The organism is Sphingomonas sp. URJC2, from assembly GCF_059803575.1.
Genome location: NZ_JAPFGX010000029.1, coordinates 14,343 through 35,437, shown reverse-complemented (window position 1 = coordinate 35,437; position 21,095 = coordinate 14,343). Strand labels below are relative to the sequence as shown.

The window sequence follows — 21,095 nt, the reverse complement described above, 5'->3', positions numbered from 1 at the left end:
GGCGCTGGTGCCGGCCGCCGCGCCGCCGGCCGCTGCGCCGGCCCCCGCCGCCGAACGTCAGGAGCGTGCGGCCGAGCCGGCGTCGCTCACCATCCGCGTCGATCTGGCCAAGCTTGACCAGCTGCTCAACCTGGTCGGCGAACTCGTCATCCGTAACTCGATCCTTGCCGACCGTCTGGCCCCGCAGGATCAGGAGCGGGTCGAGCTGCCGCAGCTGTCGCGGCTGACGCGCCAGATCCAGGACAGCGTGATGTCGCTGCGCGCCCAGCCGATCCGGCAGGCGTTTTCGCGCGTGCCGCGCATGCTGCGCGACCTGCAGACCGAAACCGGCAAGAAGGTGGTGCTGGAAGTGTCGGGCGAGTCGACCGAAGTCGACAAGACCGTCATCGAGAAGATCGGCGATCCGCTGACCCACATGATCCGCAACGCCGTCGACCACGGCGTCGAAAAGCCCGAGGACCGCATCGCCAAGGGCAAGCCGGCCGAAGGCACGATCCGTCTGTCGGCCGAGCAGAAGGGCGCCCGCATCATCGTGCGGGTGAGCGACGACGGCCGCGGGATCGACCGGGCGCGGGTGCGTGCCAAGGCGATCGAAAAGGGCATCGTCCCCGCCGATGCGCAGCTGACCAACGAGGAAATCGACCAGCTGATCTGCGCGCCCGGATTCTCGACCGCCGAGGTGGTGTCGAACATTTCGGGCCGCGGCGTCGGCATGGACGTCGTCCGGTCCAACATCGAGGCGCTGGGCGGCCGCGTCGAAATCGCGTCGGTGCCGGGCGAAGGCACGTCGTTCACGATGATCCTGCCGCTGACGCTCGCCATTCTCGACGGGATGATCGTGCGGCTGGGCGGTCAGCGGTTCGTGCTGCCGCTGGCGAGCGTTGTCGAATCGGTCCAGCCCGCGCCGGGGCAGGTGCAGCGCGTGTCGCCGCAGGACGAGGTGATCGAGCTGCGCGGGTCCTATCTGCCGGTCCGCAGGCTCGCCGATGTGTTCGGCATCCATTCCGCGCACAGCCGCGAGCCCGAGGATTCGCTGGTCATCGTCGTCGAAAGCGACACCGCCGGGCTGGTCGGGCTGATGGTCGACACGATCGACGACCGCCGCGAGGTGGTGATCAAGAGCCTCGACCAGAATCTCTATCCGATCCGCGGCCTGGGCGGTGCCACCGTCCTGGGCGACGGCTCGATCGCGCTGATCCTCGATATCGAAGCCCTTGTCGCGGCCCATCCGGTCAATGGCCGCGCGACCCCGAAAGGACTGGCAGCATGACCACGACCAATGTGAACTCCGCCGAGCGTAAGATCGTCACCTTCACCCTGTCGAACCGCATCTTCGGCATCGACATGAGTGCGCTGATCGAGATCCGCGAATGGGAAGAGCCGACGCCGCTGCCGGGCGTGCCGGGATATATCAAGGGCGTCGCCAATCTGCGCGGCACCGTGATCCCGATCATCGGCCTTGCCGAACGGCTGGGCTGGGAACCCAGCGTGCCGCATTCGCGGTCGTGCATCCTGGTGGTCGTGAGCGACGGCAAGCAGGCCGGTTTTCTGGTCGATGAAGTCGCCGACATCGTGTCGATCACCGAAAATCAGGTGCAGCCCGCGCCCGATATCGATCTGGCCGAACCGGGCGTGGTCGCCGGTCTCGTCAAGGCGCAGACGCGCGCCCAGCAGGATGCGTCCGACGAAGGCGCGATGGTGCTGCTGCTCGACCTCGATGCGCTGAACGTGACCCGCCAGCTGGATCTCGCTGCGTGAGCACGACCGCGTCGCCCCTGTCCGGTGCCGTCGCGCACGCGTCGCCGCTTGGCGGCGAGGCCGAACTCGGCCGGGCCGAGTTCGACGCGATCGCGCGCATCATGCTGTCGGAAAGCCGCGTCCACCTGACCGCGGCGAAGATGACGCTGGTCCATTCGCGCCTGTCGCGCCGGCTGCGCGAACACGGCCTGTCGACGTTCCGCGACTATGTGAAGCTGGTCCAGACCGATCCGGTCGAGCGCGGGGAGATGGTGACGGCGCTCACCACCAACCACACGCATTTCTTCCGCGAGGTCCATCATTTCGACCATCTGCGCGAAGTCGCGCTGCCGATGCTCAAGGACCGCGCCCGGCGCGGGCCGGTGCGCATCTGGTCGGCAGCCTGTTCGTCGGGCGAGGAGATCTACACGGTCGCCATGTGCCTGCTCGGCACCGACCGCAGCCATGCCGGCTGGTTGCGCAGCGCGGATGTGAAGCTGCTGGCGACCGACATTTCGCCGCCGATGGTCAAGGCGACGGCGCGGGGCTTTTATCCGGCGGCCACCGCCGAGGCGATCCCCGAACCCTATCGCCGGGCGTGGATGCGGCCGGTGCAGGGCGGGTTCGAAATGGTCGAGGAGGCGCGCAGCCTTGTTACCGCGCGGCTGCTCAACCTGTTCGCCGACTGGCCGATGCGCCAGCAATATGACGTGATCTTCTGCCGCAACGTGATGATCTATTTCGAGGACGATGCGAAGCGCGAGCTGGAAATGCGGCTCGTCGATCAGCTCGCTCCGGGGGGGTATCTCTATATCGGCCATTCCGAACGCCTGATCGGCCCCGCGCAGCACGGCATGAGCCCGTGCGGACAGACAATCTATGTGAAAAATGGAGCCGGAGCGTGATCGCGTCCCCCGTCAAGACTGCTTCTCCCGTCAGGGTCGTCATCGTCGACGACAGCGCGTCGATGCGCGCCGCGCTCAACCGCATCCTCGGTTCGGACCCCGAGATCGAGGTGGTGGGCCTGGCCCCGGAACCGCACAGCGCGCGCCAGATCATCAAGGACATGAACCCCGATGTCGTGACCCTCGACGTCGAGATGCCGGGGATGGACGGCCTGTCCTTCCTTGAAAAGATCATGCGCCTGCGCCCGATGCCGGTGGTGATGTGCTCGACGCTCACCGGGCGCGGCACCGAAGTGACGATCGAGGCGCTGCGGCTGGGCGCGGTCGACTGCATCGCCAAGCCGTCGGGCAATGCCGCCGACATCATGCGCGATGCCGATCTGCTGCGCCGCACGGTCAAGAGCGCGGCCCGTTCGCGGGTGCGCCCGGGCGGCGCGCCGACCACGCCCAAGCCGGCGGCGATCAATGGCCAGTATCGCGACGTGATCATCGCGATCGGTGCGTCGACCGGCGGGGTGGAAGCGCTGTTCTCGCTCATCGGCTCGCTGCCGGCCGATTGTCCGCCGGTGCTGGTCGTCCAGCACATGCCGGCGGCCTTTACCGGCGGTTTCGCGGCCCGGCTGAACGCGGCGGCGCCGATGACCGTGGTCGAGGCGACCGACGGTCAGGCGGTCGAGCGCGGCCATGTCTATATCGCGCCCGGCGGGGCCTGCCACATGGAGATGGTCAACAGCAGCCAGCCGCGCATCAAGCTGGTGCCGAGCGACCCTGTCGGCGGCCATCGCCCCGCGGTCGATGTGCTGTTCAACTCGGTCGCAAGGCGCGGTGCCGGCGCGGTCGGGGCGATCCTCACCGGCATGGGGCAGGACGGCGCGGCCGGGCTGCTGGCGATGCGGCGGGCAGGGGCGCGCACCTTCGGCCAGAGTGCGGATACCTGCGTCGTCTACGGCATGCCGCGCGCGGCATTCGAGGCAGGCGCAGTCGAGCGTCAGGTGAATCTTTCGGCCATGCCCGAGGCGATCCTCGGCGCGTGCCGCAAATAAGTGGGTGGAGAGTAAGGCATGCCAGCTGCAGCGGCAATCAAGGTGATGGTCGTCGACGATCAGGCCAGCATGCGGGCGATGATCCGCCGCGCGCTCCAGGACTTCGGGTTCAAGGATGTGCGCGACAAGGCGGATCCCGTCGAGGCGCTGAGCGCGGTCAAGAGCGACCGCGTGCACCTGATCATCTCGGACTATAACATGCCCGAGATGGACGGGCTCCAGTTGCTCGAGGAGGTCCGCAAGGATCCGGTGATCGGCAAGACGGTGTTCATCATGCTCACCGGCTCGTCCGACCGCGAGATCGTCCAGCGTGCGGCGGCGCTCGGGGTCAACAACTATGTCGTCAAACCCTTTGCGCCCGCCGCCCTCAAGGAAAAGATCGAGCGCGTGTTCGGTGAACTGACATGAGCGCGGCCGCGATGCGCCGTGTCCCGATCGTCCAGGGCGAGCACGCCGTGGTCAGCGAGGCCAATGTCATCGTCTCGACGGTGCTGGGCTCGTGCATCGCGGTGTGCCTGCAGGATTCGGTGTCGCGGATCGGCGGCATGAACCATTTCCTGCTCGGCGAGCCGAGTGCGGGACATGACGTGTCGCCCCAGGACATGCAGCGTTACGGCGTCCATGCGATGGAAGTGCTGATCAACGCGCTGATGGCGCGCGGCGCGTCGCGCGACCGGCTGAAGGCGCACATCTATGGCGGGGCCAATGTCGTGGCCGGGCTGGGGTCGATCGGCAGCCAGAATGCCAGCTTCGCCCGCCGCTTCTGCCAGACGGAAGGCATCGCCATCGCGCACGAGGATGTCGGCGGCAACTTCGCCCGGCGGGTCGAGTTTCTGGCCTATGAGGGCAAGTCGCGCTGCTCGCGCGTGGCGCAGGCCCCGCCGATCCAGATCAAGCCGCCCAAGCCGGCCGTCACCGGCGGCGAACTCGAGCTGTTCTGAGCCCTTTGCGACCAACGACAAACTTCAAGATCGGGATCACTCAATGTCTCACATCGACAGCCTCGCCCCCACGCTGTGCAGCGCGCTCGCCAACGAGATCCGCGACGTGCGCACGTTGATCGAGCAGCTGGCCGATGTGCTGGCCTGCGACGAATATCTGGCGCTCAAATATACCGAGCAGCTGCAGGCGTTCGACCTGCTCGTCCAGCGCATCTCGGAAACTGCCGGCCTGCTCGACCGGCTGGCCGAGGGCATTAGCGGCCATGACGCGGTGTCCGAGATCCGGCTCGAGGTCATGCAGCGGCGGCTGCAAGACGTGCTGAAGGCGGCCTGACATGGCGGCCAATCCGTCATCCTCGTCCGATACGCGCCCGATCGTCATCCGCCGCGTCAAGAAGGTGGTCGGCGGCGGCCATCATGGCGGTGCGTGGAAGGTCGCCTATGCCGACTTCGTGACCGCGATGATGGCGTTCTTCATGCTGTTGTGGCTGATCGCTGATCCCGATCAGGAAAAGTTGCAGGGGCTGGCCGAATATTTCTCGCCGTCGAGCGCCTCCGGCAAGCCGGGCGAGACGATCGAGAGCCTGAGCGGCCGGCAGCCGGGGCTGGGCGGACGCACCCGGCGGGCCCAGTCCGACAATCCGATGTCGAACGGCCAGCCGACCGCCGAGGCCGCGACCCAGGGCACCGCCCGGGGCGGCAGCGCGGCGGTGCCCGATCCGTCGCTGCGCGTGATGGCCGAGGAGCTGAAGCTGCTGCTCCAGCCGGTCACCACCCCCAAGTCCGAGCGCCAGACAGTGGCGTTCCAGCCGTCGCGCGACGGGCTGCGCATCAGCCTGATGGACGACGCCAACCGGTCGATGTTCCAGGGCGGGACCGCGGTGCTGAACGCCTATGCGCGCACCCTGCTGACCGACGTGGCGCGCAAGATCGGCAAAAGCGGCGTGCGCATCGCCATCGAAGGCCATACCGATGCGACCGGCGGCCAGAGCGAGGCCAATTGGAAGCTGTCGGCCGACCGGGCGCTGGCCGCGCGGGCAGCGCTGATCGCCGGCGGGCTGACGCCCGACCGTTTTTCCGAAGTGGTTGCGCTTGCCGCGACCCGGCCCGTCTATCCCGACCAGCCCGAGCGGGCGGAGAACCGCCGCATCACCATCGTGCTGATGGCCGAATCCTCCCCGCTGCCCAGCGACGCCAGCTTCAGGTTCTGACGTGAAACCCGCTCTTCTTCTTCCGCTGATGCTGATCGCCGGACTGGGCGTGGGCGGCGGTGCCGCCTTTGGCGTCGGTCAGCTGCTGCCCGCGCCCGACGCCGGGCCGGCCAAGCCCAAATCGCCCGTCGAGGAGGAGGCGAACCTTGCCTTCATCAAGACCGAGGTCGTGCTGGTGCCGCTGGTGTTTCCCGACGGGCGGCTGGCCGGCTACACATCGATCGACGCCGCGTTGCAGGTGCCGGCCGATCAGGCCGAGGCGCTGAAGGCGCGGATGCCGCTGCTGCTGCACGCGATCAACCTGCAGACGTTCCGCACGCCGCTTGCCGCCGGGCCGGACGGACAGCTGGCCGATCTGGAAGGCTATCGCAAGATCGTCGCCGCCGCCGCGCCCAAGGCATTCGGCGCGGGCGTCGTCCGCAAGGTGGCGATCATCCAGGCCAATCCGTCATGACCTTTCAGCCGCGCGGGTTCGATCCCGCCGGGCCGGCGTCCGGCGCGGCGCGCCCGCGCGCGGAGCGCACCGTTTCGCTGCTGATCGTCGCCAAGCTGACGGTCGGGGGGCAGGAGGCGCTGTGCCGGATCCGCAACCTGTCGGAAACCGGGCTGATGCTGGAAACATCGGCGGCGCTGCGCCCGGCCGACCGGGTGCGGGTCGAGGTGCGCCACCATCCGCCGCTCGACGGGCTGATCGTCTGGGCCGAGGGCGGCCGCGCGGGCATGTCGTTCGATGCGCCGGTGGCGGTGGCGGCGCTGGTTGCGCCTGCGCCCGCGCCGGTCAGCCGGATCCTCAAGAGCCGCCAGCCGCGCGGGCCGCGTGTCGCGGCGGCGGCGCGGATCACGGTCGAGCTGCGCGGCCGGCGGCTGAGCGGGCGGCTGTGCGACATCTCGCTGGGCGGGGCCAAGATCATCATCCCGGTCGCCCCGCGCCCGAATGAGCCGCTCCAGATCCATGTGCCGGGCCTGCCGGCCAAGGCGGCAACCGTGCGCTGGGTGGGCGAAGAGGTCGGCATCGCCTTTGCCGACCCGCTGGCCTTCGATGCGCTCGACGCCTGGCTGGCCGGTGCCGCGCCGGCCGACGGCGCGGCCTGACACCGTTTCCCTCAAGCTGTTTGCCCGAAGCTGCCTGCTCCTGAAGCCGCCTGCTCCTGAAGCTGTTTGCTGGGGCCGGCGGCCTCAGCTGCCGAAGCTGCGGACCAGCGACCCGGCGATCAGCGCCCAGCCATCGACAAGCACGAAGAAGATAATCTTCATCGGCAGCGAGATCGATGGTGGCGGCAGCATCATCATCCCCATCGCCATCAGGATCGCGGATACCGCCATGTCGATGACGAGGAAGGGCAGCAGCAGCAGAAAGCCGATTTCAAACGCGCGGCGCAGCTCTGAAATCATGAAGGCGGGGATGAGCGTCGACAGCGGCGTCTGCGCGGCGGGCACCGGCTTGCCCGACAGGTCCGAAAACAGCTTCAGATCGTCGCTGCGGACATGGGTGAGCATGAACTGGCGAAACGGCTCCGACGTGCGCGTAAACGCCACCTCTTCGGTGATGCGGCCTTCATTATAGGGTTTGACCCCGTTCTGCCACGCCGCCTCGAAGGTCGGCGTCATCACGAAAAACGACAGGAACAGCGCCAGGCTGATCAGCACCGGATTGGGCGGCACGCCCGGCGCGCCGATCCCGGTGCGCAGCAGCGACAGCGCCACGACGATGCGGGTGAAGCAGGTGACCGTCATCAGGATGCCGGGTGCCAGCGACAGCACGGTCAGCATCATGACCAGCTGGATCGCCCGGCTGGTCAGCGAACCTTCGCCAAGGCTGATGGTCGCCGATGCGCCGGCCGCGGCATCGGCACCCGCCGCCTGCGCCCAGGCAAGGCTGGGCGCGAACAGGCACACCGCCAGCAGCATCAACTTCAGAAATCGCATGTCAGGCCGCCTTGGCAAGGCTGCGGCGGCGCACCCGGCGCGGCGCGGTCGGCGTCATCTGGACGACCGTCAGCGGCGCGGCAGGCGCAGGCGGGGCAACAACCTGTTCTTCCGCCCTGGCCGCCGTGTCGTCGGCAACCGGCAGGTCCGGCCCGTGCAGCACCAGCCCGGCCAGCGTCGACACGCTGTCGATCGCATCGCCCGCAAGGGTGAAGGCCGGGGCAGTGCGTTCGGCCAGCCGGTCGCGCGCGCCATCGACCATCTGGGCAAAGCTGTCGCGCATCTGCGCCAGCTCGGCCTTGGTCTGCGCCATCGCGGCGGCGGCGGCGGCGCGCTTTTCCTCGGCGATGCGCAGCCGCTCGGCCTCGGCGGCATGGTCGATCTCGTCGCGCAGGATCGTGCTTTCGATGACCAGATTGCCTTCAGGCGCGATCAGGATCAGATGCTCGCGCCCGTCGCGGCGCAGCAGTGCGACCGAGCGGCGCGCGTCGAGCGCGGTGCGTTCCACCAGTTCGATGCGCCCCGGCTGGTGGCCGCCGATCCGGCCCGGCAGGCGCAGATTATAGCGCCTGACCGCCCACAGCCCCACCGCCATCAGCCCGAGCACCAGCAGCAGCGCCCCCAGCATCCGCATCAGTGCGAACAGATCCATCAGCCGCCCCGTTCGACCATCTGGGTGATTTCCAGCGACATGCGGTCGCCGTTCACCAGCACCTTGCCGAGGGCGATCAGCGTGCCGTTCACATGCAGCTCGCTCGGATCGTCATAGCCGCAGTCGAGCGGGATCATGGCCCCCCGGCCCATGGTAAGGATGTGGCGGATGGGCAGGCGGGTCGATCCCAGCACCACCGACATTTGTACGCTGACTTCTTCAAGCGCCGACATTGCGGTCTCCCTTTCATCTCGACTTATAGGAGAGATTTTCCGCCTGCCCGGCCCGACTAGGCAAAATCTGCCTATAAGAGGGGGGTAGCGGCCGGGCAGTTCCCCGGCGGGAGCCTGATGATGGACCTGAAGACCAGTACCGATATCTCCGCCTCTGGCCTCAGGGCGCAGAGCCTGAGGATGCGCGTGATCGCGGAAAATCTCGCCAATGCGGATTCGGTCGCGCGCACCCCGGGCGGCGATCCCTATCGCCGCCGCGTCGTGGTGTTCAAACCCGAGGTGAAGGGCGCGGAGGGCGCGACCAGCGTCAAGGTCAGCACCGTCACCACCGACAAATCGTCGTTCCAGCGCATCTATCAGCCCGGCCATCCGGCGGCCGATGCGCAGGGCTATATCCAGCGCCCCAACGTCAACAGCCTGGTCGAAAGCGCCGACATGCGTGCGGCGCAGCGGTCCTATGAGGCCAATCTCAACGCCATCGAGGCTGCGCGCACGATGACGATGCGCACCATCGATCTGATCAAATAATCGCCACACACAGGAGTAATGCTATGTCGCTTGGCGCACTTGATGCGGCGTCGGCCTATGGCCGCGCGCTCGGGGTCGGGACGGGCCTGAAGACGGGTGGGGCAGCCGGCAGCGCCGGTGCCGCCGCCACCGATGAAGGCGGTTTCGGCGCGATGGTCGACAATCTGGTGTCGAACGCCGCCGACAGCCTGCGCAGCGCCGAAGCGGCGAGCGCCGCCCAGGTCGCGGGCAAGGGCGACCTGATTGACGTCGTGACCGCGATCGGCGCGGCCGAGACCGCGCTCGACACGGTGATCGCGGTGCGCGACAAGGTGGTCAACGCCTATACCGATATCATGCGGATGCAGATCTGACATGGGCGCAGCCGATGTCATGGAGATCGCCAAGGCGGCGCTGATGCTGATCCTGGCGGTCTCCGGCCCGCTGCTGATCGCGTCGCTGATCACCGGCGTGGCCATCGGCCTGTTGCAGGCGCTGACCCAGATTCAGGAAATGACGCTGACCTTCGTGCCCAAGATCCTCGTGATGGGGGTCGTGCTGCTGATGACGCTGCCGATGATGGGGCAGGCGCTGTCCGGCTTCATGGCCGAGATCAGCAGCCGGATCGTGAAGGGCTGAGCCGGCCATGTATGCCGATCTGCCCGTCCAGGCGACCGGCTTTCTGATCCTGTTCGCGCGCGTCGGCGCGGTGCTGATGCTGCTGCCGGTGTTTTCCGAGGATGCGGTGCCGATGCGCCTGCGCCTGATGGGCGCGCTCGGCATGACGGCGGCCCTGTGGGGGCTGTTGTCGGCGCGCGTGCTGCCGGTTGCCGGCAATGATGCGCAGCTGCTCGGCCTCGTCCTTGTCGAGCTGGGCATCGGTCTTGCGCTCGGCATGCTCGTCAAGCTGCTGTTTCAGGCGATCATCATGGCCGGGGCGATCATCAGCCTGCAGACCGGGCTCAGCTCGGCCTTGGTGTTCGACGCCTCGCTCGGCGGCCAGACGCCGCTGCTTGCCAAGCTGATCGCGCTTGCCGCCGTGCTGTTCTGCATGGCGATGGGGCTGCATCACATGTGGATCGCCGCGATCGTCCGGTCTTACGAATTCTTCCCTATCGGCGTCGTGCCCGACCCCGGCGAGCTGGCGCGGCTGGCGGTGGCGACCACTGGCAAGGCGATGATGCTCGCGGTCAGCATCGCCGGGCCGTTTCTGGTCTATGGCATCGTGTTCAACGTCGCGCTCGGCCTGTCGGCGCGGCTGGCGCCCGCGATCCAGATCTTCTTCATCGCCCAGCCGCTCAACATCCTGATCGGCATGGCACTGCTCGCCGTCACCATCGGGGCGATCCTCACCGCCTTTTCGGCATCGTTCGCCGAATGGATGAACAACGGCTTCGCCTGACCCATGGCAGAGGCCGACAAGGACCAGAAAACCCAGGAGCCGACCGCCAAGCGGCTCGAGGATGCGCGCAAGAAGGGCGATGTCCCGACCGCGCCCGAAATGCGCCATGCGATCATGTTCGGGGCCATGTTCATGGTGCTCGGATCGCTGGGGCTGGGCGCGCTGACCGCGCTGGCGCGCATGGCGGTGCGCATCTGGGGCAGCGCCGATCAGATCCGGCTCGATCCGCTCGATGCCAGCCGCTTCGCCATCCATATTGCCGGCGAGCTGCTGATGGCGATCGGGCCGGTGCTGGCCGTGCTGTTCGGCTTTGGCCTGCTGGTCGGGTTTTCGCAGGGGATGCCGACCATCGCCTGGGCGCGCGTCACGCCCAAATGGAGCAAGCTCAACCCGTTCACCGGGCTTGGCCGCATCTTCGGCAAGCAGGGGCTGGTCGAGTTTGCCAAGACGCTCGCCAAATCGGCGGCGGTCATCACCATCGGGGTGTTCGTGCTGTGGCCGCACGCCACTGCCATCGACCAGCTGGTCGGCATGGAGCCGATCGAGATTGCGCGCACCGCCGCCACGCTCGTCGTCATGCTGGTCAAATGCGTGCTGGTGCTGGTCGGCGCGATCGCCGCGTTCGACTTTGTCTATCAGCGCCGCGCCTTCCTCGCCAAGATGCGCATGACGCTGCAGGAGGTGAAGGACGAGCACAAGGAAAGCGACGGCGACCCCAAGGTCAAGGCGCGCCAGCGCCAGATCGGCATCCAGCGCTCGCGCCGCCGGATGATGGCGGCGGTGCCGACGGCCAGCGTCGTCGTCACCAACCCCACCCATTATGCGGTCGCGCTCAAATATGAACATGGCACGATGCGCGCGCCCATCGTCGTCGCCAAGGGCGTCGATGCCATTGCGCTCAAGATCCGCGAGGTCGCGGGCGCGGCCGATGTGCCGATCATCGAAAGCCCGCCGCTTGCCCGTGCGCTCTATGCCAGCGCCGAGATCGACCGGCCGATCCCGGTCGAGCATTATGCCGCGGTCGCCGAGATCATCTCCTATGTCATGAGCCTTGCGCGCAAGCGCATGGCGGCCTGATCGCCGCGCGCCAGCCGGGACAGGAGCGGCGGCGTTACGATGGTTGGCTGGGGGCCGCCCCCGATCAGCCGCGCCGTTCGAGCTTTGCCAGTTCGACCAGGATGCGCAGCTCGATCTCGTCGAGCAGCGTCGACAGCGCCGTATCCGCCGAGCGGTCGCGCCGGCGGGTCCATTCGCGCAGTTCGCGCAGCTTTTGCGGGCCGACCGTGCCGGCGATGAGCGTGCGGTGCAGCTGCTCCAGCGCGTTGACGCCCTCTTCGGCCTGGCGGGCGATTTCAGCCCGGCGGTCCGGTTCCGGCCCGGCGGCGGCCAGCGTCACCAGCATCTGCACCGACTGCACCGGCGGGCTGAGCGCGCTCTGCCCGGCGGGCGGCGGCGGGGCTGCGCCCGGCTGGAACTGCGGCGCGTCGACCCGCTTCGCCGGATGAACGGCGATCAGGGCCTGAAGCAGCGCGGCGGTTCCCTCGATACGCAGTTTTGCCTCCTGACCGGAAAAAACGGCCTTTCTTCTTCTATAAGAGAAAAGAGTGCCGTTTACCCTTTTCGACGGAACATTATGCGTCTTCTTCCTCTGCTGGTCCTGATCGCCGCTTTCTGGCCGCAGACGCGCGCCGATGCGGCCCCCCGGATCAAGGATATCGTTGCCGTCGAAAATGTCCGGCCGAACCAGCTGGTCGGCTATGGCCTGGTGGTCGGGCTGGCGGGGACGGGCGACCGCGTGCTCAACACGCCGTTCACCGAGGAATCGGTGCAGGCGATGTTGGAGCGCATGGGCGTCAACATTCGCGGCACCCAGCTGCGCATCCTGAACGTCGCCGCCGTGTCGGTGACGGCAACGCTGCCGCCCTTTGCCCGGGCCGGGTCGACCATCGATGTCCAGGTTTCGGCGATGGGCGATGCCACCAGCCTGCAGGGCGGGACGCTGATCGCCTCGGTGCTCAAGGGGCTGGACGGCGAGGTCTATGCGGTGGCGCAGGGACCGGTCGCGGTGTCCGGCTTTCGTGCCCAGGGCGCGGCCGCGCAGGTCAATCGCGGCGTGCTGACCTCGGCCCGCATCGCCGGCGGCGCGATTGTCGAGCGCGAAGTGCCCTATGCGCTGCGTTCTGCGACCAGCCTGAAGCTGGCGCTGCACAATCCCGATTTCACCACCGCCCAGCGCGTCGCCGCCGCCATTGGCCGGCGGTTTCCGGGCGCGGCGGCGGTGCTCGATCCCGCAACGGTCGAACTGCGCGCGCCCGACGCGCAGACGCCGCTGATCGATCTGTATGCGCAGGTCGAAAATCTCGAGATCGCGGTCGACCAGCCTGCGCGGATCGTCATCAACGAGGCGGCGGGGACCGTCGTCATGACCGCCGATGTCAAGGTCAGCCCGGTCGCCATCGCCCAGGGCGGGCTGACGATCAGCGTCTCCGAAGCGCCGATCGCGTCGCAGCCCGAGCCGCTGTCCGACGGCCAGACCGTGGTTTTGCCGCGCACCTCGGTGGCGGTCGATGACGGGGCCAACCGCTCGCTCGGCCTGGTCGAGGGCACGTCGCTGCGCCAGCTGGTCGGTGGGCTCAATGCGCTGGGCGTCAGCCCGCGCGACCTGATCACCATCCTCCAGGCGGTCAAGAGCGCGGGTGCGCTGCAGGCCGAGATCGAGGTGCAATAATGTCCGACCTTCCGCCCATTCCCGCGCCCGCCGCGCCCGGCCAGCCGGCAGCAGTGCCGGCCCAGGATCCCGGCCGCGACCGCGCCGCCAAGACCGCGCGCGAGTTCGAGGCGGTGTTCATCGGCCAGATGACCAAGCTGATGATGGAAAGCGTCGAGGTCGGCGACCAGTTCAGCGGCGGGCATGGCGAGGAAATGTTTCGCGGCATCCTGGCCGAACAGCTGGGCAACGAGATTTCACGCCGCGGCGGGCTCGGCCTTGCGCCGGCCGTGATGGACCAGATCATCCGCCTTCAGGGACAGACAAAATGATCGATGACATGATCGAGACCATCCAGTCGCTCAACGCGCTGATGCGCGAAGAGACGGGTTTGCTCGCCACCGCCGGCCGCAGCCGCGACATCGAACCGGTCGCCGCTGCCAAGCTGAAGCTGACGGCGACGCTTGAAACCCAGATGGCGACGCTTGCCCGCGAACAGCCGGACTGGCGCGAAACCATGGACGCCGAACCGCGCGCGGTGCTGATCGAGGCGCTGGACGAGCTGCAGGAAGTGGCCGCCGACAATGCCCGGATGCTGTCGCGCCAGATCGATCTGTCGCGCGACATCATGGACGCGATCGCCGAAGAGGCGAAGCGGCTGTCGGGCACCCGCCGCCAGACCTATGGCGCGGCCGGCGGCCTGTTCGCGATGGATCAGGCGACGCCGATCTCGGTCAACACCAGCCTGTAACGCCTCCCCCGTCATCGGGGCTTGCGAGACTGTTGCGCCCCCGGCCGGATGCGGCCGGGGGCGTTTGTCTGTCCGCCGATCGGCCGCCAACCGCGCCGGCCCATGCCGTCAACAGCAGACGCCCCGCCGGGTCGGGCGGGGCGTCTGCGCATCGCGGATGCCGGCGCTTTTTCGCGCCGGGCTGCTCTAGCCCTTTGATTTGCCGCATTTTCCGAGTCGCCGGGTGATTCAACCCGGCTTGAAAATGCTCTAAACGTGGGGCGCCGCCGGTTCCGTGCCGTCGGATCGTAAACCGCTTTAGTTGCCGTTGCGGCCGATGGCGCTTTTGATCAGGCCCATCTGCTTGCGGTAGAGGCTGGTCATCGCCGTGAAATCGGCCTGCACCTGGCCCATGCGCAGCAGCTGGTCTTCCAGCGTGACGTTGTTGCCATCCGGCTTGGTCTCGCTGATGTCCGTGTCGCGGATCACATTGCCGCCGATGCTCGGCCCGCGCGCGCCAAGTGCGGCCATGCCGCTGGTGATCGCCACGGTCGGCCGCGCGACCGCCGTGCGGCCCGAGCGGATGTTGAGCATCGCACCGAAATCGGGCGCGCGCACGTCGCGCGCTTTGTAGCCCGGCGTCTCGCTGTTGGCGATGTTTTCGGAAATCACCCGCTGGCGATCGGCCAGATGGCGCATCGACTGAGTGATGCCTTTGATCAGGGCAGGCGGCTGGGCCATGGGGTCAGAATCCTGTGAATACGCTGCCGCCGCCCAGCCGCCGGAGCGCGTCCTGATAGCGGCTGGCCTGGGCGGCGAGATAGGGCGACACCCGCCCGTTGCGGCCGCTGCCGTTGACGATCGCTTCCTTGTTCTTGTCCCAGAACAGCGAGCGGAATGCGGTCTGCGAGGTCGACACCGCGGCCTCGATGCGGCTGAGCGCCAGCTTGGCCCCGTCGAGCGTCGAAATGTCGAGCGCGCTCGACAGATCAAGGCCGTAATTGCCCCCCGGCCGCACGCGCGGCGCATTGTCGGGAATCGGGGCCGAAGCGACCAGTTTCGACGCGGTCATGCCAAGCTTTTCGAGCGCGTCGCGGCCATCGCGGCCGGAAATCAGCTCGATGCTGTTGCCAGCCTGGGCCTCGATGCGCAGCGCGCTGCCTTCGCCCTTGCGCGGGGTGGCGACCGTCACGCCCCGGCCTGCGGCCAGACGGATGCGGTCGGCAAGGCTGGTCAGCGTGTCATTGGCGGCAATGGTGATCCGCCGGACCGCCCCGCCATTGACGCGGAACGAGAATTCGTCGCCGGGCCTCAGGCTGGTCTGGGCGGTCAGCCGGGTCGAATCCTCCGGGTTGATCGTACCGCGGCGGAACCCGAAGGCCCCGATCGCCGTGTCTGCCCCGGGGGCGGCGGCGATCTGCACCGCCTCGGTGCGCACGCCCGCCCGGCCCCATTGATTGACGTTTTCAACCGCGCCGGTGCCGCTGTTCACCCGCGCGACAAAGCCGTCGACCGGCCCGGCGCGCGTGCCGCCCAGATCGCCGGTCGTCCGCCCACCGACATAGAGCGTGCCGCCCATGAAGGTCAGGCTGTCGATCTGGTCGTCGGCGCCGGTGCCGACATAGCTGGTCGTGGCGTTGGACAGGCCGGGGTTGAGCCGGGTGACAAAGCCGTCGCGCGCGCCGCTCAGCGTGTTCACCGCGTCGCCGGTGATCGCGGTCGAGGTCGCGCCGGCAACCGCGATGGTGCCGTCGCTGCCGATCGCCAGCGCCCGCGCATCGGCCTGGCCGAGGCTGATCTGGCCGAGATCGGTCGACAGCGCGCTGCCGCTCATCCGGCGGACAACGGCATTGCCGCCTTCCGAGGTCAGCGCGACCAGCGATCCGTCGCTGTCGACGCGCAGCGCGCGCACGGCATCGCTGCTGCCGCTGTTGATCGTCCGACGTTCCTGCAACCGGCCGGTCGCATCCAGCCGGGCAAGAAAGGCGTCGCCGGTGCCGCTCGCTGCGCGCCCGCCGACAAAGACGCTGCCGTCATTGCCGACCGCGACCGCATTGGCGCTGTCGGCCCCGATCGAACGCACCACCGTTGCAAACCGTTCTTCGCCGGCGGCGCTGAACCGCGCCACCAGCATGTCGCCATCGCTGTCCGCGCCGTCGAACGCGCCGGTGACCGTGCCGGCGACGACGATGTCGCCATTGCCGGCAATGCTGATCGCCGCACCGTCGGCGGTGCCGCCCGCGCCCAGCGCGCGCTGCCAGATCACCTTGCCGTCGCTGTCCATCTTGGTCAGGAACAGATCGTCCTCGCCATCCGAACGATTGGACCCCAGATCGCCCGCCGTGGTGCCGACCATATAGGTGAAGCCCTGCGCATCGGTCGCGACCGCGCGGGTGCGGGTGGTCGCCGCCACCTGCACGGGTTCGGGCTGCTGGTCGGGCAGCAGCGGCTTGGGCGGCGGGGTCAACTGCGCCCGCGCGGTGGCGGCCGCGTCGATGGCGCTGTAGCTGGCGAGCGTGTTGCGCTCGATCGCGCCGGTCGGATCGTCGAACCGCATGATGCTGGTCGCGGTCGGCGAATCGAGCGGCGTCTGGCCGGCGGCGACCATCAGCGAGTCGCCCGCGCCGATCTGGTTGATCGTCACCCGGTCGATGCCGGTGCCGTTCATCTGCAGGCCCCAGCCACCCGCGGTCTTGACCGGTTTGAAGCTGATCGGCCAGCGCGGCAGCGGGTTGCCCTCGGCGTCATTGACCACATCGCCGTTCGTGTCGCGCTGCGGGATCGCCGCGATGGCGGCCGAAAACGCCTCGGCGATGCTGTCGAGCGTCGGCGGCTGCGGCGTGCCGGCCAGATCGACGGTCACCGTGTCGGTGGTCGTGCCGGTGCCGCGGTTGAGCGTAATCGAAAAGCGTTCGGTTCCCGTAAGGCCGGGCAGCGCGGCGGCGCGCTGCTGGACCACGGCCTCGCCATTGATCTGGCTGGCCGTCGGGGGGGCGATTTCGACGCTTTCGGCCCGGCGTGCCGGCTGGCCGAAGGCGATCGACAATTTGTCTCCGGGCGCGCTGGCAAGGAACGCCTGCAGATCGGCGATGCCCCGCGCGAAGGTGGTCTGCAGCGACGTGCGCTCGGCGACCGAGCTGGTCTGGCGCATCGCCGTCTGGGCGAGCACGCGCAGCCGGTCGAGCGCCTTGTAGGTGGTGAATGCCGTCTGCACGTCGGGCGGCAGCGTCGGGCCGATCTGGCGCACGCTGTCGATGATCGTCGACATGCTGCGGATCGTTGCCACCTGCACCGACAGGGGGGGGCTGGTCTGCGGCTGGTTCCAGGGCGGGGTCACCGGCTTCAGCGTGAACTGCGCCCGCGCGGTCCGCGCCGCGCGCGTCTCGATGTCCGCGGCAGGCGTCTGGAGACCGCCAAGGTTCGTCCCTGAAAGCAGGGACAGACCGATCAAGCCCTGATTGAAATTGATCGTCATATCGCGCCGGACGTTGGTTGTTGCTCCTCTATAATAGGTGGAGTGGAAGGCCGCCGGTGCGGTTAACCATCATTTCTCTGGGGATTTTTAATGGCTGTCACGCTTCCGGTCGCCGAACCGCCCGAGCTCAAGAAATATACCGGGCCGCAGCGCGCGGCTGCATTGCTGCTGGTGCTCGGCAAGGATCATGGCGCGCCGATCTGGGAAAGCCTGTCGGTCGAGGAGGTGAAGGAACTGTCCTCGGCCATGTCGCAGCTGGGACGCCTGCCCGCGGCCGTGGTGGAATATCTGCTCGTCCAGTTTTCGGCCGAAGTGTCGAGCATGGCGTCGCTCCACGGGTCGCACGAGACGACCGAGCGGCTGCTCGCCGGCATCATGCCGCCCGACAAGGTGCGCGAGATCATGGAGGACATTCGTGGTCCCTCCGGCCGCACCATGTGGGACAAGCTGTCCAATGTCGGCGAAAGCGTGCTCGCCGGCTATCTGAAGAACGAATATCCGCAGACGGTCGCCGTCATCCTGTCCAAGCTCAAGCCCGATCATGCCGCGCGCGTGCTGGCCGAGCTGCCGCGCGATTTCGGCGTCGATGTCGTCACCCGCATGCTGCGCATGGACACCGTGCAGAAGGACGTGCTGCAGGAGGTCGAATCGACCCTCAAGACCGAGTTCATGAGCAACCTGTCGCGCACCCAGCGCCGCGACCCGCATGAGAGCATGGCCGACATGTTCAACGCGATGGACCGCGCGACCGAGGAAGCGATGCTGAACGCGCTCGAGGAGCGCGCGCCCGAATCCGCCGAGCGTATCCGCGCGCTGATGTTCACCTTCGAGGATCTGACCGCGCTGCTGCCCGAGGCAATCGCCGCCGTCGTCAAGAATGCCGACAAGAAGACGATGGCCCTCGCGCTCAAGGGCGCGCCGGAAGAAGCGCGGCGCGTGTTCTTCGGCGGCATGACCGAGCGTGCGGCCGGCATGCTGCGCGACGACATGGCCAATATGGGGCCGGTGCGCGCGCGCGACTGCGAAGAGGCGCAGAGCCAGCTCGTCCGCCTCGCCAAGACACTGGCCGCCAAGGGCGAGATCGTGCTCGTCGATCCCAAGAGCGACGACGCGGTCATCATCTGATCCGGGAAGGCACCTGCCATGTCGATGCACGTCAAACCCTTTGCCTTTGACCGGGTGTTCGCCGTCCCGACGGCGGAGGCCGAGCGCAGCCCCGAGGCGCTGCGGCTGGAGATCGAGCATCTCGAGCTCGAGGTGCTGCGCCTCAAGCGCGAGATCGAATCCGAAACCGCGCGCGCGCGCGCCGAGGCGTTCCAGCAGGCGGTCGATCAGGTGCGTGCCGAACGCGAGGCGGCGCTGCTTGCCGCGGTCGACGCGCTTCAGGCCGGGTTCGAGGCGATGGACGAGCGGTTCGACGCCGCCGAGGAAAGGCTGGCGCGCGAGGGCGGCGCGATCGCGCTTGCCGCGGCCGATTATCTGGCCGCGCGCGCGCTGGCGCTCGCCCCGACCGCCGCCATCGACGAGGCGATCGGCCGGGTGCTGCGCCAGGTGCGGCGCGGCCAGCCGGTGCAGATCCGCGTCCATCCCGATCTGGTCGCCGATGTCGAGGCGCTGGTCGCCACGCGCCAGAGCGCCGACCGCCGCCGCCTCAACCTGACCGTGGTCGGCGATGCCGCGCTGCATCCGGGCGATGCGCAATTGCTCTGGGATCAGGGCGGGCTGGCGCTGGAGGCCGAGGCGCGCCGCGCCGCCCTTGCCCAGGAAATGGCGGCCCTGTTCCCCGGCGATTGAGCGGCGATCCCGTTTCTGTTTGCGGGCCATAAGCGGCCCCGGTCCCGATCCGGGCCGGGGCCGTTTTTACGTTTGCGCCGCGCGATTTGCCCCGGTCGCGCCTGCCCCGGCAAAAACTGCCGCCTTCGGGAAAAAACTGCCGGGCCGCGTTCTATAATGAGCCGGTAGGGCGCCACCGCCCGCGGGAATGAGGCCGGTCTTGGAATCTCTTCGTTCGTTTGTCGCACAGATCGGTGCCGGGCGTCTGGCCCTGATGGGGGCTGTCGCCACGGCGCTGCTTGTTGCCTTTGCCTGGATGTCGCTGCCTGGGGCGGCGGGTCCGATGGGCTATCTTTATACCGAGCTGGAACCGGCGGCGGCGCAGACCATCGCCGACAAGCTGAAGGCCGAAAACATTCCCTTCCAGCTGTCGGCGGACGGCACCGCGATCATGGCCCCGGTCGACCGGCTGGCCGATCTCAGGATGACGATGGCGTCGGACCGGCTGGGCGGCAAGATCGGTTACGAGGTGCTCGATGCCGAGGAGCCGTTCGGCGTGTCGTCCTCCCGCGCCAAGATCAACGAGACGCGCGCGATCGAGGGCGAGCTGTCGCGGTCGATCCGCAGCCTGCAGAATGTCGCCCAGGCGCGCGTCCATATCGTGATGCCCGACCGCAGCGTGTTTTCCACCCAGCCGCGCCGCGCCACCGCGGCAGTCACCGTGAAGACGCAGGGGCGGCTGTCGGGCGAGAATATTCAGGCGATCCGCTATCTCGTCTCCTCGTCGGTGCCCGAACTGTCGCCCGAAAGCGTGTCGGTGATCGACCATACCGGCGCGCTGCTCGCCCGGGCGGGCGAGGCGGGGGCCGGGGCTGCGGGCGATGCCGATGAACGCCAGCAGGCGGTCGAGGCCAAGCTGCGCCAGCAGATCGAAAGCCTGCTCGAACCGATTGTCGGCGCGGGCAAGGTGCGCGCCGAGGTGGCCGCGATCATCGACCGCGACCAGACGCGCGAGGAAGCCAGCACCGTCGATCCCGACAAGCAGGCCATTGCCCGTCAGGTGACCGTCGAATCCAACGACCAGAGCAACGAGACCGATGGCGGCGCGCCGCCGGCCACCGTTGCCGCGCAGCTGCCCGAAACCCAGGCCGCCGATGCCGCCGGGGGTGGCGAGAGCCGCCGCGCCGCGCGCGCCGAGACGTCGGAAGACGTGACCTATGAAAACAGCCGCACCAACACCGTGCGGGTGCGCAGCCCCGGCAAGATCAACCGGCTGACCGTCGCGGTGATGGTCGATCCGGGCGCGCAGCCCATGCCTGCCCAGCAGCTTCAGCGGCTGCAGCGGCTGGTTGAAAACGCCGTCGGCTTCGATGCCGAGCGCGGGGACAGCGTGGCTGTGGAGAGCATGAAGTTCGCCGCCGCCGATGTCGCGGACGAGGGGCTGGACATCATGTCATATGTCCCGACCGACCAGATCTTTTCGGTGCTCAAGCTGCTGATCATCGCCGGGGTCGGGCTGTTCGCGCTGCGCCTGCTGCGCCCGCAATGGCAGACCAAGCTGGCCGAGGCGACGGCGGGCGGGGCGATGGGCGTCGGCGAGAACGCAACGCTGCTGGCCGCCGATGGCAGCCCCGCCGCGCTGCCGGGGGCCAACGACCCCGACACGCTCAAGCTGGCGATGGAGAATGCGGAATCGCGCGGGGCGCTGCTCGATCAGGAGATCGCGCTCGCCGAGGTCGACGGCAAGATCAAGATGTCTGCGATCAAGCGCATCGGCGACGCCGTCGCCGCCAACCCGGGCGAGGCGACCTCGGTCGTCCGCCAGTGGATGATGAACTAAGGAGAGATGGATC

27 protein-coding genes are annotated in these 21,095 nt (G+C 68.2%); 21 read left to right on the top strand and 6 right to left on the bottom strand.

What is annotated here, in order from left to right; genetic code table 11:
* From OPU66_RS11050 to OPU66_RS11005, 10 genes are all read left to right on the top strand, one after another.
* Positions 1 to 1,270, top strand: a 1,270-nt coding sequence (locus tag OPU66_RS11050; RefSeq protein WP_498553702.1) for a chemotaxis protein CheA, incomplete at its 5' end; no start/stop codon positions are given.
* Positions 1,267 to 1,758, top strand: a complete 492-nt coding sequence (locus OPU66_RS11045; protein ID WP_498553701.1) for a chemotaxis protein CheW — start codon at positions 1,267 to 1,269, stop codon at positions 1,756 to 1,758. The genes OPU66_RS11050 and OPU66_RS11045, both read left to right, overlap by 4 nt.
* Entirely contained in the window at positions 1,755 to 2,642 is an 888-nt protein-coding gene (locus tag OPU66_RS11040) for a CheR family methyltransferase (RefSeq protein ID WP_498553700.1), read from the top strand. The genes OPU66_RS11045 and OPU66_RS11040 overlap by 4 nt, the downstream gene beginning before the upstream one ends.
* On the top strand, positions 2,639 to 3,685 hold the full coding sequence (locus OPU66_RS11035; RefSeq protein ID WP_498553699.1) for a protein-glutamate methylesterase/protein-glutamine glutaminase: 1,047 nt from the start codon (positions 2,639 to 2,641) through the stop codon (positions 3,683 to 3,685). The genes OPU66_RS11040 and OPU66_RS11035 overlap by 4 nt, the downstream gene beginning before the upstream one ends.
* A gap of 18 nt (positions 3,686 to 3,703) precedes the next feature.
* The gene (locus OPU66_RS11030) at positions 3,704 to 4,093 is read left to right on the top strand and encodes a response regulator (RefSeq protein WP_201752672.1); all 390 of its coding nucleotides are present in this window, start codon (positions 3,704 to 3,706) and stop codon (positions 4,091 to 4,093) included.
* An 11-nt stretch (positions 4,094 to 4,104) separates the two neighbouring features.
* Positions 4,105 to 4,626: a chemotaxis protein CheD gene (locus OPU66_RS11025; protein ID WP_498553698.1), complete on the top strand. Its 522-nt coding sequence runs from the start codon at positions 4,105 to 4,107 to the stop codon at positions 4,624 to 4,626.
* 43 nt (positions 4,627 to 4,669) lie between these two features.
* On the top strand, positions 4,670 to 4,960 hold the full coding sequence (locus OPU66_RS11020; protein ID WP_498553697.1) for a hypothetical protein: 291 nt from the start codon (positions 4,670 to 4,672) through the stop codon (positions 4,958 to 4,960).
* A gap of 1 nt (position 4,961) precedes the next feature.
* Positions 4,962 to 5,837, top strand: a complete 876-nt coding sequence (locus OPU66_RS11015; RefSeq protein ID WP_498553696.1) for a flagellar motor protein MotB — start codon at positions 4,962 to 4,964, stop codon at positions 5,835 to 5,837.
* Positions 5,838 to 5,865: 28 nt separating this feature from the next.
* Positions 5,866 to 6,291 carry a hypothetical protein gene (locus tag OPU66_RS11010; protein WP_498553695.1) on the top strand — a complete coding sequence of 142 codons (426 nt, stop codon included), beginning with the start codon at positions 5,866 to 5,868 and terminating at the stop codon, positions 6,289 to 6,291.
* On the top strand, positions 6,288 to 6,929 hold the full coding sequence (locus tag OPU66_RS11005; protein ID WP_498553694.1) for a PilZ domain-containing protein: 642 nt from the start codon (positions 6,288 to 6,290) through the stop codon (positions 6,927 to 6,929). Before OPU66_RS11010 ends, OPU66_RS11005 begins: the two co-directional genes overlap by 4 nt.
* An 84-nt stretch (positions 6,930 to 7,013) precedes the next feature.
* Here OPU66_RS11005 and fliP read toward each other — a convergent pair whose 3' ends face one another.
* From fliP to OPU66_RS10990, 3 genes are read right to left on the bottom strand one after another with little or no spacing between them, the layout of a single operon-like run.
* Positions 7,014 to 7,763 (bottom strand): flagellar type III secretion system pore protein FliP, encoded by a 750-nt coding sequence (gene fliP, locus OPU66_RS11000; RefSeq protein WP_498553693.1) that lies wholly within the window; start codon positions 7,761 to 7,763, stop codon positions 7,014 to 7,016.
* A gap of 1 nt (position 7,764) precedes the next feature.
* The gene (locus OPU66_RS10995) at positions 7,765 to 8,415 is read right to left on the bottom strand and encodes a hypothetical protein (protein ID WP_498553692.1); all 651 of its coding nucleotides are present in this window, start codon (positions 8,413 to 8,415) and stop codon (positions 7,765 to 7,767) included.
* A complete protein-coding gene (locus OPU66_RS10990) occupies positions 8,415 to 8,648 on the bottom strand; it encodes a FliM/FliN family flagellar motor switch protein (protein ID WP_498553691.1) in 234 nt (77 codons plus the stop codon). The genes OPU66_RS10995 and OPU66_RS10990 overlap by 1 nt, the downstream gene beginning before the upstream one ends.
* 120 nt (positions 8,649 to 8,768) lie before the next feature.
* On the opposite strand from OPU66_RS10990, the gene flgC reads away from it, so the two are divergent.
* From flgC to flhB, 5 genes are read left to right on the top strand one after another with little or no spacing between them, the layout of a single operon-like run.
* Positions 8,769 to 9,176, top strand: a complete 408-nt coding sequence (flgC, locus tag OPU66_RS10985; protein WP_498553706.1) for a flagellar basal body rod protein FlgC — start codon at positions 8,769 to 8,771, stop codon at positions 9,174 to 9,176.
* A 23-nt stretch (positions 9,177 to 9,199) separates the two neighbouring features.
* Positions 9,200 to 9,529: a flagellar hook-basal body complex protein FliE gene (gene fliE, locus OPU66_RS10980; RefSeq protein ID WP_498553690.1), complete on the top strand. Its 330-nt coding sequence runs from the start codon at positions 9,200 to 9,202 to the stop codon at positions 9,527 to 9,529.
* Between the two features lies 1 nt (position 9,530).
* Positions 9,531 to 9,794 carry a flagellar biosynthetic protein FliQ gene (locus OPU66_RS10975; protein WP_498553689.1) on the top strand — a complete coding sequence of 88 codons (264 nt, stop codon included), beginning with the start codon at positions 9,531 to 9,533 and terminating at the stop codon, positions 9,792 to 9,794.
* 7 nt (positions 9,795 to 9,801) lie between these two features.
* On the top strand, positions 9,802 to 10,557 hold the full coding sequence (gene fliR / locus OPU66_RS10970; protein WP_498553688.1) for a flagellar biosynthetic protein FliR: 756 nt from the start codon (positions 9,802 to 9,804) through the stop codon (positions 10,555 to 10,557).
* A gap of 3 nt (positions 10,558 to 10,560) precedes the next feature.
* Positions 10,561 to 11,634, top strand: coding sequence for a flagellar biosynthesis protein FlhB (gene flhB, locus OPU66_RS10965; protein ID WP_498553687.1), 1,074 nt, complete (start codon positions 10,561 to 10,563; stop codon positions 11,632 to 11,634).
* 64 nt (positions 11,635 to 11,698) lie between these two features.
* Here the strand turns inward: flhB and OPU66_RS10960 are convergent, their stop codons facing one another.
* Positions 11,699 to 12,103, bottom strand: coding sequence for a flagellar assembly protein FliX (locus OPU66_RS10960; RefSeq protein WP_498553705.1), 405 nt, complete (start codon positions 12,101 to 12,103; stop codon positions 11,699 to 11,701).
* Positions 12,104 to 12,190: 87 nt separating this feature from the next.
* Between OPU66_RS10960 and OPU66_RS10955 the strand changes: the two genes are divergently transcribed.
* From OPU66_RS10955 to OPU66_RS10945, 3 genes are read left to right on the top strand one after another with little or no spacing between them, the layout of a single operon-like run.
* A complete protein-coding gene (locus OPU66_RS10955; RefSeq protein WP_498553686.1) occupies positions 12,191 to 13,285 on the top strand; it encodes a flagellar basal body P-ring protein FlgI in 1,095 nt (364 codons plus the stop codon).
* Positions 13,285 to 13,596: a rod-binding protein gene (locus tag OPU66_RS10950; protein WP_498553685.1), complete on the top strand. Its 312-nt coding sequence runs from the start codon at positions 13,285 to 13,287 to the stop codon at positions 13,594 to 13,596. The genes OPU66_RS10955 and OPU66_RS10950 overlap by 1 nt, the downstream gene beginning before the upstream one ends.
* Positions 13,593 to 14,015, top strand: coding sequence for a flagellar biosynthesis protein FlgN (locus OPU66_RS10945; RefSeq protein ID WP_498553684.1), 423 nt, complete (start codon positions 13,593 to 13,595; stop codon positions 14,013 to 14,015). Before OPU66_RS10950 ends, OPU66_RS10945 begins: the two co-directional genes overlap by 4 nt.
* A 297-nt stretch (positions 14,016 to 14,312) precedes the next feature.
* On the opposite strand, the gene OPU66_RS10940 is transcribed toward OPU66_RS10945, so the two are convergent.
* A complete protein-coding gene (locus OPU66_RS10940; RefSeq protein WP_498553683.1) occupies positions 14,313 to 14,735 on the bottom strand; it encodes a flagellar basal body protein in 423 nt (140 codons plus the stop codon).
* A 4-nt stretch (positions 14,736 to 14,739) separates the two neighbouring features.
* The gene (locus OPU66_RS10935; RefSeq protein WP_498553682.1) at positions 14,740 to 17,469 is read right to left on the bottom strand and encodes an autotransporter outer membrane beta-barrel domain-containing protein; all 2,730 of its coding nucleotides are present in this window, start codon (positions 17,467 to 17,469) and stop codon (positions 14,740 to 14,742) included.
* A 90-nt stretch (positions 17,470 to 17,559) separates the two neighbouring features.
* On the opposite strand from OPU66_RS10935, the gene OPU66_RS10930 reads away from it, so the two are divergent.
* From OPU66_RS10930 to fliF, 3 genes are all read left to right on the top strand, one after another.
* Complete coding sequence (locus OPU66_RS10930) at positions 17,560 to 18,594, top strand: flagellar motor switch protein FliG (protein WP_498553681.1); 1,035 nt, start codon at positions 17,560 to 17,562, stop codon at positions 18,592 to 18,594.
* An 18-nt stretch (positions 18,595 to 18,612) separates the two neighbouring features.
* Entirely contained in the window at positions 18,613 to 19,263 is a 651-nt protein-coding gene (locus OPU66_RS10925) for a FliH/SctL family protein (protein ID WP_498553680.1), read from the top strand.
* Positions 19,264 to 19,516: 253 nt separating this feature from the next.
* On the top strand, positions 19,517 to 21,082 hold the full coding sequence (fliF, locus tag OPU66_RS10920; protein WP_498553704.1) for a flagellar basal-body MS-ring/collar protein FliF: 1,566 nt from the start codon (positions 19,517 to 19,519) through the stop codon (positions 21,080 to 21,082).
* Positions 21,083 to 21,095 lie beyond the last annotated feature (13 nt).